Origin of the sequence: Lysobacter capsici, assembly GCF_018732085.1 — a bacterium.
In the GTDB taxonomy this organism is placed as follows: Bacteria; Pseudomonadota; Gammaproteobacteria; order Xanthomonadales; family Xanthomonadaceae; genus Lysobacter; species Lysobacter capsici_A.
In genome coordinates this window covers 2,030,259-2,046,598 of record NZ_CP076103.1, presented here as the reverse complement: position 1 = coordinate 2,046,598, position 16,340 = coordinate 2,030,259, and the positions used below count along the sequence as shown (strand labels likewise).

At 67.6% G+C, this 16,340-nt stretch carries 12 protein-coding genes; all 12 read left to right on the top strand.

Going from position 1 to position 16,340, the window contains the following annotated elements; translation table 11 throughout:
- Nucleotides 1-6 precede the first annotated feature (6 nt).
- The 12 genes from rseP (at nucleotide 7) to KME82_RS08425 (ending at nucleotide 16,325) form a co-directional block, all read left to right on the top strand.
- The gene (gene rseP / locus KME82_RS08480) at nucleotides 7-1,368 is read left to right on the top strand and encodes an RIP metalloprotease RseP (RefSeq protein WP_215498118.1); all 1,362 of its coding nucleotides are present in this window, start codon (nucleotides 7-9) and stop codon (nucleotides 1,366-1,368) included.
- Between the two features lie 128 nt (nucleotides 1,369-1,496).
- The gene (gene bamA / locus KME82_RS08475; RefSeq protein WP_215498117.1) at nucleotides 1,497-3,971 is read left to right on the top strand and encodes an outer membrane protein assembly factor BamA; all 2,475 of its coding nucleotides are present in this window, start codon (nucleotides 1,497-1,499) and stop codon (nucleotides 3,969-3,971) included.
- 26 nt (nucleotides 3,972-3,997) lie between these two features.
- The gene (gene lpxD, locus KME82_RS08470; protein WP_215498116.1) at nucleotides 3,998-5,026 is read left to right on the top strand and encodes a UDP-3-O-(3-hydroxymyristoyl)glucosamine N-acyltransferase; all 1,029 of its coding nucleotides are present in this window, start codon (nucleotides 3,998-4,000) and stop codon (nucleotides 5,024-5,026) included.
- 192 nt (nucleotides 5,027-5,218) lie between these two features.
- The gene (fabZ, locus tag KME82_RS08465; RefSeq protein WP_036113701.1) at nucleotides 5,219-5,674 is read left to right on the top strand and encodes a 3-hydroxyacyl-ACP dehydratase FabZ; all 456 of its coding nucleotides are present in this window, start codon (nucleotides 5,219-5,221) and stop codon (nucleotides 5,672-5,674) included.
- Nucleotides 5,675-5,693: 19 nt separating this feature from the next.
- Nucleotides 5,694-6,482, top strand: a complete 789-nt coding sequence (lpxA, locus tag KME82_RS08460) for an acyl-ACP--UDP-N-acetylglucosamine O-acyltransferase (protein ID WP_215499015.1) — start codon at nucleotides 5,694-5,696, stop codon at nucleotides 6,480-6,482.
- 10 nt (nucleotides 6,483-6,492) lie between these two features.
- Nucleotides 6,493-6,987, top strand: a complete 495-nt coding sequence (locus KME82_RS08455; protein WP_215498115.1) for a hypothetical protein — start codon at nucleotides 6,493-6,495, stop codon at nucleotides 6,985-6,987.
- An 8-nt stretch (nucleotides 6,988-6,995) separates the two neighbouring features.
- A complete protein-coding gene (gene lpxB, locus KME82_RS08450) occupies nucleotides 6,996-8,228 on the top strand; it encodes a lipid-A-disaccharide synthase (protein ID WP_252255662.1) in 1,233 nt (410 codons plus the stop codon).
- 106 nt (nucleotides 8,229-8,334) lie between these two features.
- On the top strand, nucleotides 8,335-8,910 hold the full coding sequence (gene rnhB, locus KME82_RS08445; RefSeq protein ID WP_252255778.1) for a ribonuclease HII: 576 nt from the start codon (nucleotides 8,335-8,337) through the stop codon (nucleotides 8,908-8,910).
- A 292-nt stretch (nucleotides 8,911-9,202) separates the two neighbouring features.
- Nucleotides 9,203-9,832 carry a hypothetical protein gene (locus KME82_RS08440; protein ID WP_215498112.1) on the top strand — a complete coding sequence of 210 codons (630 nt, stop codon included), beginning with the start codon at nucleotides 9,203-9,205 and terminating at the stop codon, nucleotides 9,830-9,832.
- Nucleotides 9,833-10,732: 900 nt separating this feature from the next.
- Complete coding sequence (gene dnaE, locus KME82_RS08435; RefSeq protein ID WP_215498111.1) at nucleotides 10,733-14,254, top strand: DNA polymerase III subunit alpha; 3,522 nt, start codon at nucleotides 10,733-10,735, stop codon at nucleotides 14,252-14,254.
- A 299-nt stretch (nucleotides 14,255-14,553) separates the two neighbouring features.
- Complete coding sequence (locus KME82_RS08430; RefSeq protein ID WP_215498110.1) at nucleotides 14,554-15,513, top strand: acetyl-CoA carboxylase carboxyltransferase subunit alpha; 960 nt, start codon at nucleotides 14,554-14,556, stop codon at nucleotides 15,511-15,513.
- Between the two features lie 20 nt (nucleotides 15,514-15,533).
- Entirely contained in the window at nucleotides 15,534-16,325 is a 792-nt protein-coding gene (locus tag KME82_RS08425; protein ID WP_215498109.1) for a transglycosylase domain-containing protein, read from the top strand.
- The last annotated feature ends 15 nt before the right edge of the window (nucleotides 16,326-16,340 follow it).

Genomic DNA, 16,340 nt, shown 5'->3' with positions numbered 1-16,340 from the left:
GCAGCCATGAGCGAAATCCTGGGCTCGTTGTGGTGGCTGATCATCAGCCTCGGCGTGCTGGTCACCTTGCATGAATTCGGCCACTTCTGGGTCGCGCGTCGCTGCGGGGTCAAGGTGCTGCGGTTCTCCGTGGGCTTCGGCAAGCCGCTGTGGATGCGCACCGGCAAGGATGGCACCGAATACGCGATCGGCCGCATCCCGCTGGGCGGCTACGTCAAGATGCTCGACGAGCGCGAGTACGAAGTCGGCGAAGCGCTCGCGCCGCAGGCGTTCAATCGCAAATCGGTGTGGCAGCGCATCGCCATCACCGCCGCCGGCCCGGCCGCCAACCTGATCCTGTGCGTGCTGTTCCTGTGGGGCATGTTCGTGATCGGCCGCCCCGACTTCGCGCCGGTGGTCGGCAGCGTCAGCGGCATCGCCGCCGAATCGGGCCTGCGCCGCGGCGACACCGTGCTGCAGATCGGCGAGCGCGCCACTCCGACCTGGAGCGAGGTGCAGATGGCGCTGATCCCACACGCGCTCGACCGCGACGACGTCGCGGTGCAGGTGCGCAGCGAAAACGGCAGCCTGCTGACCCGCCACCTGCGCCTGTCCAAGCTGCCGGCCTCGTTCGACGAGCGCCGCGCGGTCGAAGTCATGGGCCTGAGCGGCCGCCACCAGCTGATTCCGGCGGTGATCGGCCGGATCACCCCCGGCGCCGCGGCCTGGCGCGTGCTCGCCGAGGGCGACCGCATCACCGCGATCGACGGCGACCCGATCGCCAGTTGGAACGACGTCGCCCCGGCGGTGGTCCGGCTGGGCGAACGCGGCGGCAACGCGATGATCGAAGTCGACCGCAACGGCGACCGCCTGGCCCTGGAAATCGCCCCGAAACGCATGAAGCGCGAGGACGGCGAGGAGTTCTGGGCCCTGGGCGTGCTGCCGGCGCAGATCCGCGAGCCCAAGCGCGACGCGCTCCTGCGCTACGGCCCGATCGACGCGGTGCCGGCGGCCTTGCGCGAAAGCGTCCACCAGACCCGCGAGCTGTTCGCGATGATCGGCCGCGCCTTCACCGGCCGGGTCTCGATCCAGAACACCGTCGCCGGCCCGGTCACCATCGGCCGCGCCGCCAACGCCTACGCCAACAACGGCCCGGCCTGGTACCTGCAGCTGCTGGCGATGCTGTCGCTGAGCCTGGGAATCCTGAACCTGCTGCCGATCCCGATCTTGGACGGCGGACACCTGCTGTATTACCTTATCGAGCTGGTCAAAGGCAGCCCGGTCAGCGAACGCGTCATGGCGGCCGGACATTTCGTCGGCCTGGCGTTGATCGCGAGCCTGATGGGCCTGGCGTTCTACAACGACATCTTGAACAACCTGGTGCGCTGATGCCGGCCTGACGCTCGAACGAACGCTTTGCTACATCGCCTGCCTTAATCTACCCCGCCTAACCGGCCCGCTTCGCCCCATGCCCGCGTGCATCCACGCTGGCAGACCAGCCCCCAACGGACGTAATGATGACGCGAATTCCTAATCGCCGCCTGCTCGCCCTCGCCCTTGCCACGGCAATGACCTCGGCCCCGGCGATTCCCGCGTTGGCCCAGTCGGCCGATCCGTTCTCCCTCGGGGGCAGCGCGCCGAACGCGCCCGGCCCGGGCTCGTTCACCGTCAGCGACATCCGCATCGACGGCCTGCAACGCATTTCCGCCGGCACGGTGTTCACCTACCTGCCGGTCGAGCGCGGCGACACCATGGACACGGCCAAGGCCGGCGACGCCATCCGCGCGCTGTACAAGACCGGCTTCTTCGAAGACGTGCAGCTCGATCGCCAGGGCAACATCCTGGTGGTCACCGTCACCGAGCGTCCGGCGATCAACAAGCTGACCCTGACCGGCAACAAGGACATCAAGTCCGAGGACCTGCTCAAGGGCCTGAAGGAAATCGGCCTGGCCGAAGGCGACACCTTCGACCGCCTCGCGCTCGACAAGGTCACCCAGGACCTGGCGCGCCAGTACAACAACCGCGGCAAGTACAACGTCGAGATCACCCCGTCGGTGAACCGCCTCGACCGCAACCGCGTCGACATCACGATCAACGTCAAGGAAGGCAAGGCGGCCAAGATCCGCCACATCAACCTGATCGGCAACGACAAGTTCGAACAGAAGGACATCGTCAACGGCTGGGAATCGCGCGAGCACAACTGGCTCAGCTGGTACCGCCGCGACGACCAGTACTCGCGCGAAAAGCTCTCCGGCGACCTGGAAAAGCTCAACTCCTATTACCTCGACCGCGGCTACGTCGATTTCAGCATCGACTCCACCCAGGTCTCGATCAGCCCGGACCGCCAGGACATGTTCCTGTCCGCCGGCATCACCGAGGGCGAGCAGTACAAGGTCGCAAGCGTGCAGGTCACCGGCGACACCGTGCTGCCGAAGGACCAGATCGAGAAGCTGGTCATCGTCAAGCCCGAACAGATTTTCTCGCGCCGCCTGCTCGAGGTCAGTTCCGAATCGATCACCGCCGCGCTCGGCAACGTCGGCTACGCGTTCGCGCAGGTCAATCCGATCCCGGACGTGAACCGCGAGAACAAGACCGTCGGCATCAACATGCAGGTCGTGCCCGGTCCGCGCGTCAACGTGCGCCGGGTGGTGTTCAAGGGCAACACCCGCACCGGCGACGAAGTGCTGCGCCGCGAAATGCGCCAGTTCGAAGGCACCTGGTACTCGCAGGCCGCGATCGACCGTTCCAAGATCCGCCTGCAGGGCCTGGGCTATTTCGAGACGGTCGACGTCGAGAGCAAGCCGGTCCCGGGCACCAACGATCAGGTCGACATCGTCTACAACCTGAAGGAAACCACCTCGGGCAGCTTCGTGTTCGGCCTGGGCTATTCGCAGCTCGGCAAGCTCACCACCCAGGTGCAGCTGTCGCAGAACAACTTCCTCGGCAGCGGCAACCGCGTGTCGGTGCAGGCGCAGCGCAGCTACTACCAGTCGCGCTACGACTTCTCCTACACCAATCCCTACTTCACCGACGACGGCGTGTCGCTGGGCTACAACCTGTCGTGGCGCGAGCTGGATTACTCCGACTTCAACACCGCGCAGTACTCGACCACCAGCGGCACCGGCCAGGTCGTGCTCGGCATTCCGCTGACCGAGACCGACTCGGTGACCGGCCTGATCGGCATCGACAGCAACGAAATCCTCGCCTTCGAAGGCACCGCGCCGGAAAGCATCATCGATTACCTCGATGCGCTCGGCCAGCGCACCTTCCACGCCTGGCGCGCGCAGATCGGCTGGGGCCGCAACAGCCTCAACCACGCGCTGACCCCGACCGCCGGCACCCAGCAGCGCATCTGGCTGGAAGCGACCCTGCCCGGCTCGACGGTCGAGTACTACAAGATCAACTACAACTTCTCCAAGTTCTGGCCGCTGTCGCGCCACCTGGTGCTCAACACCCGCGCCGAACTCGGTTACGGCGACAGCTACGGCAAGGACGTCAGCCGCGTGATCGATCGCGACGGCCCCAACGGCCCGTTGCCGCCGAAGGTCATCACCGCCAGCGGCCTGCCGTTCTTCGAGAACTTCTACGCCGGCGGCGTGCGTTCGGTGCGCGGCTTCACCGACAACACCCTGGGTCCGCGCCAGGCCGCGACCGCGACCAGCACCTTCGCCCAGCCGCTGGGCGGCGCGTTCAAGACCACCGGCTCGCTGGAAATGTACTTCCCGACCCTGCTCGATACGCCGGCCGCGCGCGTGTCCGCGTTCCTCGACTTCGGCAACGTCTACAAGGACTACGACGCCTTCGACGCCGGCGAACTGCGCGCCTCGGCCGGTATCGCGCTGATGTGGCGTTCGCCGATGGGCCCGATCTCGATCAGCTACGCGTTCCCGTTCAAGAAGCAGGGTCCGATCTACAGCGCCGACGGCGCCACCAAGCTCGACCGCGGCGACGAACTCGAGCGCCTGCAGTTCACCTTCGGCGGTACGTTCTGAGCGCGGTCTGCGGACCGCAAGGCGACGTGGACGAACTCAGTTACTCAGCTCAGGAATTGGCCGAGCGCTATGCGCTCGGCCTGCACGGCAACGCCGACGCGCGGGTGAGCGGCGTGGGCACGCTGGCCAAGGCCGGCCCCGGCCAGCTCGCGTTCCTGGCCAATCCCAAATACCGCGCGCAGCTCGCCGACAGTCAGGCGAGCATCGTGGTCATGCGCGAGGACGACGCCCGCGAGCACGCCGGCACCGCGCTGATCGCGCGCGATCCCTACTCCGCCTTCGCCAAGATCTCGGCGCTGTTCGACCCCAGGCCGGTGCGCGAGCCCGGCATCCACGCCTCCGCCGCGATCGATCCCAGCGCCCAGGTTTCGCCCGACGCCCACATCGGCCCGTTCGTCAGCGTCGGCGCGCGCAGCCGGGTCGAGGCCGGCGCGATGATCGGCCCGGGCTGCGTGATCGGCGAGGACTGCGTGGTCGGCGCCGGCAGCGAGCTGATCGCGCGGGTGACCCTGGTGACCCGGGTGCGGCTGGGCCAGCGCGTGCTGATCCATCCCGGCGCGGTGCTCGGCGCCGACGGCTTCGGCCTGGCGATGGAAGCCGGCCGCTGGCTCAAGGTGCCGCAGCTCGGCGGCGTAGTGATCGGCGACGATTGCGAGATCGGCGCCAACACCACCATCGACCGCGGCGCGATCGAGGACACCGTGCTCGAGGAAGACGTACGCCTCGACAACCAGATCCAGATCGGCCACAACGTCCACATCGGCGCCCACAGCGCCATGGCCGGCTGCTCGGCGGCCGCGGGCAGCGCCCGGATCGGCCGCTACTGCCTGATCGGCGGCGGCGCCGGAGTGCTGGGCCACCTGGAAGTCTGCGACAAGGTCACCATCACCGCGATGAGCCTGGTCACCAGCTCGATCCGCGAGCCTGGCGAATATTCCTCGGGCACGCCGCTGATGGACAACCGCAGCTGGCGCAAGAACGCCGCGCGGTTCAAACAGCTCGACGCGATCGCGCGGCGCACTGCGCGCACGCGCGAGGACGGCGACGCCGGCTAGGGGGCTGGCCGACGGGTAGCCGAGGGACAGCGTCTCCATACGGTGCCGCCCCACCCGCCGGGGAATCTGCGGGACAATAGGCACACGCACGCTTCGACCCGGCGCGCGCAACCAACGATGGGGCCGCACACCGACGCGGGAAGGGATGCACGGCGCGGTGCTGCAACAGATGCGACATAGGACGAATTGAAGATGAGCCAGACCCTGCAACTCCCGCTCGACGTGCCGGCGATCCAGAAGCTGCTGCCGCACCGCTATCCGTTCCTGCTGATCGACCGGGTGGTCGAACTCGAGCCGCACAAGCGCGTGCTCGCCTACAAGAACGTGAGCTGCAACGAGCCCTTCTTCAACGGCCATTTCCCCGGCAACCCGGTCATGCCCGGCGTGCTGGTGGTCGAGGCGCTGGCCCAGGCCGGCGGCCTGCTGACCCAGATCTCGCACGGCGGCGTCGCCGCCGGGCGCTCGTTCTACCTGGTCAAGATCGACGGCGCGCGGTTCTCGCGCATGGTCGTGCCGGGCGACCGGCTGGAGCTGGAGGTCACGCTCAAGCGCATGATCCGCAACATGGCGATGTTCACCGGCGTGGCCCGCGTCGACGGCCAGGTCGCCGCCTGCGCCGACATCATGTGCGCCGAGGCCAAGGACTGATTCGATGAGCGCCCACTCGATGAACACGAACGCGAGCGTCCATCCCACCGCCTTCGTCGAACCCGGCGCCGTCCTCGGCGACGGCGTCGTGGTGGGCGCGTTCGTCTACATCGGCAGCGAGGTCGAAGTCGGCGACGGCACCGTGTTCGGTCCGCATTGCGTGGTCCACGGCCCGACCACGATCGGCCGCAACAACCGCTTCTACGCCCAGTGCGCGATCGGCGGCGACCCGCAGGACAAGAAGTTCGCCGGCGAACGCACCGCGCTGCACATCGGCGACGACAACGTGTTCCGCGAGTTCGTCACCGTCAACCGCGGCACCGGCAACGGCGGCGGCGTCACCCGCATCGGCAACGGCAACTGGCTGCTGGCCTATACGCACGTCGCCCACGACTGCCAGGTCGGCAACGGCTGCGTGTTCTCCAACAACTCGACCCTGGCCGGCCACGTCGTGGTCGAGGACCAGGTGATCATGAGCGGCTTCTCCGGCATCCATCAGTTCTGCCGGATCGGCGCGCACGCCTTCATCGGCATGGGCGCGCTGGTCAACGGCGACGTGCCGCCGTTCGTGATGGTCGCTCAGGACGGCTACGGCCGCCCGCGCGGGATCAACAGCGAAGGGCTCAAGCGCCGCGGTTTCGACGCCGATCGCATCAGCGCGATCAAGCGCGCGTACCGCACCTTGTACGTGTCCGGCGCGCCGCTCGACGAAGCGCGCGTCAAGCTCGAAGAGCTGGCCGCCGACAGCCCGGACGTGCGCGCGTTGCTGGACTTCATCGGCAACGGCGAGCGGCCGCTGCTGCGCTGAGCACGCTGCGATGACGACGGTCCATCGGCTGCGCATCGGGCAATCCGTCGCCGAGGACCTGATCGACAAGGTCCCGCATCGCTGGGACGTGACCGAGATCTTCATCGACGATCGTCCGCTCGCGCACTGGCTCGGGATCAAACGCGACCTGGGCAACTACGGCAGCGATCTCGATCCGGCCCAGTCGCCAGCGCTGCGCGCGCGCGGCCTGGCGCTGTTTCTCGGCCGCGAACCCTCGTGCAACCAGAACGGCAGCGGCCGCCACGTGCTCTACCGTTGCCACTGCGGCAGCGACTACTGCGGCGTGATTTCCTGCGTGCTGGAATTCGACGGCGATCACGTCGTGTGGCAGCAAATCACCTTCGAGGACGAGGCAGGCCCCATGCTCGCCCCTCATCCGGGCGAAAATCCGGCACAAGGCGCCTTCCCCCCAGGCGCGCCGCTGCGATTCGTATTCGATCGCGCGCAGTATCAAACCGAACTGGAACGTCACTACGCCCCATGACGAGCCCCATGACCCCGACCAATCCGATCGACGACATCTTCCCGGCCGCGCCCCCTCCGCCGCCGCGCTTCGCCCTGATCGCCGGCGAAGCCTCCGGCGACCTGCTCGGCGCCGGCCTGATCGAGGAACTCAAGCGCCGCTACCCGGGCGCGGAATTCGTCGGCATCGGCGGCGAGCAGATGCGCGCGGCCGGCATGGACACCTGGTTCGACGCCGGCGAACTGGCGGTGATGGGCCTGGCCGAAGTGCTCAAGCACCTGCCGCGCCTGCTGCGTCTGCGCCGCGACGTGCGCCAGCGCGTGCTCGACTGGAAGCCCGACGCCTTCATCGGCATCGACGCGCCCGACTTCAATCTCGGCGTCGAGCGCTGGCTCAAGCAGCGCGGCGTGCGCACCGTGCATTACGTCAGCCCGTCGGTGTGGGCCTGGCGCGAGAAACGCGCGCAGAAGATCGGCCTGAGCGCCGACCGGGTGCTGTGTTTGTTCCCGATGGAGCCGCCGATCTACGCCAGGCACAACGTCGACGCGCGTTTCATCGGCCATCCGCTCGCCGACGCGATGCCGATCCATCCCGATCGCGACGATGCACGCATGAACCTCGGCCTGGACGACGAAGCGCCGGTGCTGGCGATGCTGCCGGGGTCGCGAGTCGGCGAAATCGAGCGCCTGGCCGGCGACTTCATCGCCGCCGCCGCGCTGATGGTCGCGGCGCAGCCGCGCCTGGGCGTGGTCGCGCCGATGGCCAACGCGGCCTCGCGCGCGGCGTTCGAACGCATCCTCGCCGCCCATCCCGACGGCGAACGCCTGCGCCGGGCGCTGCGCGTCGTCGATCGCGGCGCGCGCACGGTGATGGTCGCCAGCGACGTGGTCCTGCTCGCCTCGGGCACCGCCACCCTGGAAGCGATGCTGGCCAAGCGGCCGATGGTGGTGGCGTACAAATTGTCGGGCGCGACCTATTTCATGGCCAAGCGCATGGGCATGCTCAAGGTCGATCACTACGCGCTGCCCAACGTGCTGGCCGGCGAGGTGCTGGTGCCCGAACTGATGCAGCACGACTGCACCCCGGAAAACCTCGCCGGCGCCTGCCTGCGCTGGCTGCGCGACCCGGCCGCGAGCGCGGCGCTGCTGCCCAAATTCCAGCGCATCCACCTGGAACTCAAGCGCGACGCCTCGGCGCGCGCGGCCGACGCCATCATCGAGCTGATCGGCGAGAATGCGGCTGTCGCTTCGCCGTCGCCTTGAGCCCGATCAGACCGTGGACAGCCTGTTTTCACCGCCGGATGCACCGCCCGCCGAGCCGCAGCGCCCGGCCGACGCCGCGGCACGCCCAGCGCGCGCCAGGCCGCGCCTGATCGCCGGCGTCGACGAAGCCGGACGCGGCCCGTTGGCCGGCCCGGTTTCGGTCGCCGCGGTGATCTTGAACCCGCGCCGCAAGATCGACGGCCTGGACGATTCCAAGAAACTCAGCCACGCCCGGCGCGAGGCGCTGTATCCGCTGATCCTTGAACGCGCGCTGGCCTGGCGGATCGAATTCGTCGAGGTCGAGGAGATCGACCGGGTCAACATCTTCCAGGCGACCATGCTCGGCATGTGCCGCGCGGTGGTGGCGCTGGCGCCGCAGGCCGACCTGGTCCGGATCGACGGCAACCACCTGCCCAAGGGCCTGCCCTGCCGCGGCGAAGCGCTGGTCGGCGGCGACGCGCTGGAGCCGTCGATCATGGCCGCCTCGATCCTGGCCAAGGTCGCGCGCGACCGCGCCATGTGCAGCCTGCACGAACGCTTCCCGCATTACGGCTTCGACCAGCACAAGGGCTACCCGACCGCCGCCCACCTGGCCGCGCTGAGCCAGCACGGCCCCTGCGTGCATCACCGGCGCAGCTTCACCCCGGTGCGGGTCGCGCTGGAGAATCTGCCGCTGTTTTGAGGATCAGACCGCGGCCTGCGCGGCCGATGTCCTGAGCGCTGGCCGCGGCCGCGCGGCCGATGTTCCAAGCGTCGGTTACGCGGTGCATGCCACCGGCGAGTTCCATTCGCCGCGACCCTTGGTCGGCTGAACGCGCGACCCGTGCCATGGGTCACAGCGACTTCAAGCGCTCGCGCTCACACTTGCGCAAGCCCACAGTCGCAGCGTGACTCCGTACCGGTCCGCGTCGCCCTCCCGGCCCGCGACACGTACCGCCGCCATCCATCGGCCGGACGCGAGGTGTTCCATGCGCATGCCTCATCCCACCCCGACGCCCGAACCGCTGCCGTTCGAACGCGACAGCGCGCTGCCGCGCTACGTGCAGCCGTACGAGCCGGCGATGGCGATCACCCCGGCGGCGATCGCCGCGTTCGACGCCCTGGTCCACGAACTCAACCCCGATGCCGCGCGCGTCGACGCCTCGCGCCTGCAACGCCTGGCCGGCTGGCTCGCCGCGTTGCCCGCGAGCGAAGCGCGGCGGGTGATCGATGAACGCCTGCAATGCCTGCAGGACCTGCGCGCGATGGCCGCCGACGAAGCCTGGGACTGCGATCCGGCCCTGCGCCGGCGCCTGGATCAGCTGTTCGCCTACGTCGACGACGGCGAGGACCTGATTCCCGACCGCGTGCCCTTGCTCGGCCTGCTCGACGACGTGCTGCTGATCGAACTGGCCTGGCCGGCGTTCGCCGCCGAAGCCGAGGATTTCCGCGATTTCTGCGCGTACCGGCGGATCGAACATCCCGCCGGCGATGCGGCGCAGCAGCGCGCGGCGTGGGTGCGCGATCGCTTGGCCGAACTGGCCTTGCTGCAACATCAGGCGCGGGTCAGCGACAGCCATTACGTCAATGGGCGCACGCCGGAGCCGGTGTTTCGGGTGGCGTGATGCGCAAGACGAATTGCGTTGGTCCTCGCAAAGCGGATCGAACGCAGATCGAACGCCAGCGTCGATCCATCGCGCTCGCGTTCGCAACCTCGCCCGCTCGAAACCGCATCAACTCGCCCCCTTTGACAAAGGGGGCCAGCGCCCGGCGCAAGCCCGATGTCTGAACCGTCGTTGCGGCGCGGGGGATTGGCTTTTGCTTTGGCTCTTCGCAGCGCGAGCAAAAGCAAATCCCCCCCTAGCCCCCCTTTTTCAAAGGGGGGAACACAGGCGCATCAATTCGCCCCCTTTGACAAAGGGGGCCAGCGCCCGGCGCAAGCCCGATGCCTGAACCGTCGTTGCAGCGCGGGGGATTTGCTTTTGCTTTAGCTCTTCGCAGCGCGAGTAAAAAGCAAATCCCCCCTAGCCCCCCTTTTTCAAAGGGGGGAACACAGGCGCGTCAACTCGCCCCCTTTGACAAAGGGGCCAGCGCCCGGCGCAAGCCCGATGCCTGAACCGTCGTTGCAGCGCGGGGGATTGGCTTTTGCTTTGGCTCTTCGCAGTGCGAGCAAAAGCAAATCCCCCCTAGCCCCCCTTTTTCAAAGGGGGGAACAGATTCGCAGCGGGAACAGATTCGCAGCGGGGAACACATTCGCAGCGGATCGGCGTGCAGTCGCAATCACGCAGGAGAATTGATTCGCTACCGATCAGCGCGCCGCCGCAGCGGCGCCTGCTCAACCCGAGATCCGCGCAATCACGCGACCCCGGGCTTTTCGCCACGAGCCCGAATCGCCGCCGCGGCGCCAATCCCGACCTGTCAAGGCTTGTCCCGGGCCGCCGGGCTGATACCCTGCAAGCCGGCTCGCACGCCGCTTGCCGATCACGGCTTGAGTCTCCTCCGGCACGGCCGCAGAACCGGTACGCATGTCCGCTCCATTCGTTCATCTCCACCTGCACAGCGAGTACTCGCTGGCCGACTCGACGATCCGCATCGGCGATCTGGTCAAACGCTGCGTCGCGCTCGGCCAGCCGGCCGTCGCGCTGACCGACTTCGACAACCTGTTCGCCGCGGTCAAGTTCTACAAGACCTGCGAAGGCGCCGGGATCAAGCCGATCATCGGCGCCGACGTGCATCTGGCCGACGGCAACGAAGCCGCCTCGCGCCTGACCCTGCTGTGCCGCGATCGCGGCGGCTACCTGACCCTGTCGCGCCTGCTCAGCCGCGCCTGGATGGAAGGCCACCGCACCGAAGGCGTGGTGCTGCGGCCGGAATGGCTGCGCGAGGACAACGCCGGCCTGTTCTGCCTGGCGGGCCGCCACAGCCTCGGCGGACGCCTGGCCGCGACCAACCGCCACGAACTCGCCCACGCCTGGCTGGTCGACTGGCAGGGCGTGTTCGGCGACCGCCTGCATCTGGAAATCACCCGCACCCAGCGCGACGGCGAGGAACTGTTCAACGCCTTCGCCATCCAGGCCGCCGGCAAGCGCGGCCTGCCGCTGATCGCCAGCAACGACGCGCGCTTCCTCGACGCCGAAGGCTTCGAGGCGCACGAGGCGCGCGTGTGCATCGCTTCGGGCCGCGTGCTCGACGATCCCAAGCGCCCGCGCGACTACAGCGCCGAGCAATACCTCAAGTCCAGCGAGGAAATGCGCGAGCTGTTCGCCGACGTGCCCGACGCGATCGACAACGCGCTGGCGCTGGCGACGCGCTGCAACGTCGAGCTCAAACTCGGCGAATACGCGCTGCCGGATTTCCCGGTGCCCGACGATCACACCATCGAGTCGTGGCTGCGCGCGCAATCGCGCGAGGGCCTGATCAAGCGGCTGGAAAAAAATCCGATCGCGCCGGGCAAGACCCGGCAGATCTACGACGAGCGCCTGGAAACCGAACTCGACGTCATCATCAAGATGGGGTTCCCCGGTTACTTCCTGATCGTCGCGGACTTCATCAACTGGGCCAAGGATCACGAGATCCCGGTCGGCCCGGGCCGCGGTTCGGGCGCCGGTTCGCTGGTGGCCTGGGCGCTGGGCATCACCGATCTGGACCCGTTGCCGTACGACCTGCTGTTCGAGCGATTCCTCAATCCCGAACGCGTGTCGATGCCCGACTTCGACATCGACTTCTGCATGGACCGCCGCGACGAAGTCATCGACTACGTCGCGCGCAAGTACGGCCGCGACCGCGTCTCGCAGATCATCACCTACGGCACCATGGCGGCCAAGGCGGTGGTGCGCGACGCCGGCCGCGTGCTCGGCCATCCCTACGGTTTCGTCGACGGCATCGCCAAGCTGATCCCGCTGACCCTGGGCATCTCGCTCGACGACGCGCTCGGCGAATCCGAGGCGGCGACCAAGAACCCGGAACTCGCGTCCAGCGAACTGATCGCGCGCTATCGCAGCGAAGACGATGTGCGCGACCTGCTCGATCTGGCGCGCGAACTCGAAGACCTGACCCGCAACGCCGGCAAGCACGCCGGCGGCGTGGTGATCGCGCCGAGCCCGCTGTCGGACTTCTGCCCGCTGTTCGCCGAACACGACGGCGAAGGCCGCGGCAAAAGTCCCGTCACGCAATTCGACAAGGACGACGTCGAAGCCGTCGGCCTGGTCAAGTTCGACTTCCTCGGCCTGCGCACGCTCACGATCATCGATTGGGCCGTGCGCGCGATCAACAAGCGCCGCGCCAAGGAAGGGCACGAACCGCTCGACATCACCGCGCTGGAGCTGACCGACAAGCCCACCTACGAACTGTTCGCGCGCGGCGACACGGTCGCGGTGTTCCAGTTCGAATCGCGCGGCATGCGCGAGCTGCTCAAGCGCGCCAAGCCCGACACCTTCGAAGACATCATCGCGCTGGCCGCGTTGTTCCGTCCCGGCCCGCTGGGCTCGGGGATGGACAAGGACTGGGTCGACCGCAAGCACGGCAATGCCGAGGTCACCTATCCGCACGACTCGCTCGAGCCGGTGCTGGGGCCGACCTACGGCGTGATCGTGTACCAGGAACAGGTGATGCAGATCGCCCAGGTCCTGGCCGGCTATTCGCTCGGCGGCGCGGACATGCTGCGCCGCGCGATGGGCAAGAAGAAGCCCGAAGAAATGGCGAAGGAGCGCGCCAAGTTCGAGGCCGGCTGCGCCGAGCGCAACATCCCGGCCAAGCAGGCCAGCCCGATCTTCGACTTGATGGAGAAGTTCGCCGAGTACGGCTTCAACAAGTCGCACTCGGCCGCGTATGCGCTGGTCGCGTACCAAACGGGCTGGCTGAAGCGTCACTATCCCGCCGAATTCATGTCCGCGACGTGTTCGTCGGACATGGACAACACCGACAAGGTGGTCAACTTCCTCGACGAAGCGCGGGTCATGGGCCTCACGGTCCTGCCGCCGCACGTCAACGAATCGGACTACATGTTCGAGGCGATCGACGCCACCACCATCCGTTACGGCATCGGCGCGGTGAAGGGCGTCGGCCGCGGCGTGTGCGAGGCGATCGTCGATGCGCGCCGCGCCGGTCCGTTCGTGGACTTGCTGGATTTCTGCAAGCGCGTGGACACCGGCAAGCTCAATCGCCGGGCGATGGAAGCGTTGACTCACGCAGGCGCGCTCGACGGCCTGGGGCCGAACCGCGCCAGCCTGATGCTGCAGTTGCCCGAAGTGCTCAAGGTCACCGACCAGTTGGCCAAGGAACGCGCCGCCGGCCAGGTCTCGCTGTTCGGCGGTTTCGAAACCGCCGCGCCGGCGCTGCACCTGGACCTGCCGCAAGCCAACGAATGGCCGCTGAGCCAGATCCTGCACGGCGAGCGCGAGACCCTGGGCCACTACCTCAGCGGCCATCCCTTCGATCCGTATCGCGACGAATTGCGCGGGCTGGTCGGCATGGACCTGGGCGAACTCGAAACGATCTGGGAAAAGCGTCCGGAAAGCGCGCGCAGCGGCTGGCGTCCGGAACTCGACATGATCGTCGCCGGCCAGGTCGTCGGCCTGCGCAAGAAGGGCGACAGCCAGATGTTCGTGCAGATCGAGGACGGCCGCGGCCGCCTGGAGTGCGCGTTCTTCTCCGAGACCTACAGCGAATTCGCCTCGATGCTGGCGCGCGACCGCCTGTTGGTGATCCAGGGCGGCCTGCGCGAGGACGCCTTCAGCGGCGGCTTCGCCCTGCGCGCGGCGCGCTGCTGGGACTACGCGCAGATCTGCGCCAAGCACGCGCAACGCCTGGCCCTGCGCCTGGACCTGCGCGTGCCGGGCACCTGGCAACGCGTGGACGCGCTGCTGGCCAAACAGCGCCCCGGCCCGACCCCGATCCGCCTGGACCTGCTGCGCCAGGGCGCGGCCGGCATGCTCGACCTCAACGGCCCGCAGTCGGTGCGTGTGGACGCGGACCTGGTCGGACTGCTGCGGTCGCAGCCTGGGGTGAAGGCGGTGCGGTTGACCTTGGGCAAGCCCTGGGCGAATTGAGATCGCGGCTTGCACCTCCCTCTCCCGCTTGCGGGAGAGGGCCGGGGTGAGGGCCAGCCCGGTGCGACAGACTCCAGCCGCGAGCAAGCCAAAGCGCCCTCATCCCAACCTTCTCCCGCAAGCGGGAGAAGGAGCTGATCCTCCCCAACCCGATCGAAGCGCCTCCCATCGAAACCGTCCTTCTCCCACCAGCGGGAGAAGCAGCTTGATCCGCTTCTCTTCCAGACTCTGCCATCCCCCTCGGTACGGTCCACCCCTCTGGGCTAGACTGTCCGTTGACCAAGGCCCACGGCCCCCGAATGAATCCGAATTACCTCGACTTCGAGCAGCCCATCGCCGACCTGGAAGCCAAGATCCAGGAGCTGCGCCACGCCAGCAGCGGCCCGGCCGTCGACATCGACGCCGAAATCCACGCCCTGCAGGACAAGCTGCGCCTGCGCACCGCGCAGATTTTCCGTGACCTCTCGTCCTGGCAGATTTCGCAGTTGGCGCGCCATCCGGCCCGTCCCTACACCCTCGATTACATCCGGGTGATGTGCGACGAGTTCCAGGAACTGGCCGGCGACCGCGCCTTCGCCGACGACAAAGCCATCGTCGGCGGCCTGGGCCGCATCGCCGGTCGCAGCGTGGTCATCGTCGGCCACCAGAAGGGCCGCGACACCAAGAGCAAGATCAAGCGCAACTTCGGCATGCCGCGTCCGGAGGGCTACCGCAAGGCGCTGCGCCTGATGAAGCTGGCCGAGCGCTTCGGCCTGCCGCTGATCACCTTCATCGACACCGCCGGCGCTTGGCCCGGCATCGACGCCGAGGAACGCGGCCAGTCCGAGGCGATCGCGCGCAACCTGCTGGAAATGGCCGAGCTGAAGATCCCGGTGATCTGCACCGTGATCGGCGAAGGCGGTTCCGGCGGCGCGCTGGCGATCGGCGTCGGCGATCGCACCTTGATGCTCGAGTACAGCACCTACTCGGTGATCACGCCCGAAGGCTGCGCCTCGATCCTGTGGAAGACCGCCGAGAAGGCCAAGGACGCGGCCGAACAGCTCGGCCTGACCGCCAAGCGCCTGCACGAGCTGGGCCTGATCGACAAGATCGTGCGCGAACCGATCGGCGGCGCGCATCGCAACCCGAAGCAGATGGCCACGCGCTTGAAGGCGGTGTTGCTCAACGAGATCGACGCGCTGGAGAACGTGCCGGTCAACGAACTGCTGCAACGGCGTTATGAGCGGTTGCGCGGTTACGGCGCGTACGAAGCCGCCTGAGCTTCTAGGCAAACACGGACATGGACGTCCTGCTCAAGCGAATCGCCGCGGTGCTGGCGACCGTCGTCGCCCTGTTCTTCCTGCTGCTTCAGGGCGTTTATTGGTACGGCGCGTACGACCTGCCCAAATCATTGCCGGCGCCGCGCCAGGAATACCCAGACCATGCGCGTGCATTGCTATGGGCGCAGCACGGTGGCCAGGGCGAAATCCGGATCAGGCGATTGAGCAGCGTCGGCATGCCGCTCGCGGGCCTCGGGCACGGGTTGCGGTGTTTGCTTGTGTGGAAGATGAGCGACGCCGATACCGGCCACGATGCGGCCTGCATGGATCCGCCGGATGCCCGGGTGCTGAGGGTTGCCGCAAGCGATATTTCGTTTTCGCTGATCGCCTCCGCCGAACCACGCCGTATCGCCAAAGACGGCGCTGGCAATGCAGAAGCGCTCAGGCGCCATTCGAATCGTTGGCGGTTCATGGAGATGTCGATCGCCAGCCGCCTGAGCCAGGAATGGCCGGCCAAACGCATCATCGACTCGATTCTCGACTCGGCAAGTTTTGGCCTCCAAGCCAAAGGGCTGGAGCACGCCGCGCAGTTCTATTTCGATCGGCCCGCGGCGCGGCTGACTCCATCGGAAACCGCCGCGCTGCTCGTGATTTCGATGAGCGCCTCGTACTACGACCCGGCCTGCAAGCCCGACGAATTCCGTCGGGCTTATGTGCGCTTGATGCTCAAGACCGACTACACCGTCAACCTGCGCGATCCCGACGCCGATCTGACCCGAATGAAGCAGCTGGCCTGCACAAGAAAGTACTGAGCGAGCATCTCAGCT

Coding starts and splice junctions, on each gene's coding strand:
- KME82_RS08430 (WP_215498110.1), top strand. CDS start 14,554: ATGAATCCGAATTACCTCGACTTCGAGCAGCCCATCGCCGACCTGGAA.
- KME82_RS08440 (WP_215498112.1), top strand. CDS start 9,203: ATGCCTCATCCCACCCCGACGCCCGAACCGCTGCCGTTCGAACGCGAC.
- fabZ (WP_036113701.1), top strand. CDS start 5,219: ATGAGCCAGACCCTGCAACTCCCGCTCGACGTGCCGGCGATCCAGAAG.
- dnaE (WP_215498111.1), top strand. CDS start 10,733: ATGTCCGCTCCATTCGTTCATCTCCACCTGCACAGCGAGTACTCGCTG.
- KME82_RS08455 (WP_215498115.1), top strand. CDS start 6,493: ATGACGACGGTCCATCGGCTGCGCATCGGGCAATCCGTCGCCGAGGAC.
- lpxA (WP_215499015.1), top strand. CDS start 5,694: ATGAACACGAACGCGAGCGTCCATCCCACCGCCTTCGTCGAACCCGGC.
- rseP (WP_215498118.1), top strand. CDS start 7: ATGAGCGAAATCCTGGGCTCGTTGTGGTGGCTGATCATCAGCCTCGGC.
- lpxB (WP_252255662.1), top strand. CDS start 6,996: ATGACCCCGACCAATCCGATCGACGACATCTTCCCGGCCGCGCCCCCT.
- bamA (WP_215498117.1), top strand. CDS start 1,497: ATGACGCGAATTCCTAATCGCCGCCTGCTCGCCCTCGCCCTTGCCACG.
- KME82_RS08425 (WP_215498109.1), top strand. CDS start 15,534: ATGGACGTCCTGCTCAAGCGAATCGCCGCGGTGCTGGCGACCGTCGTC.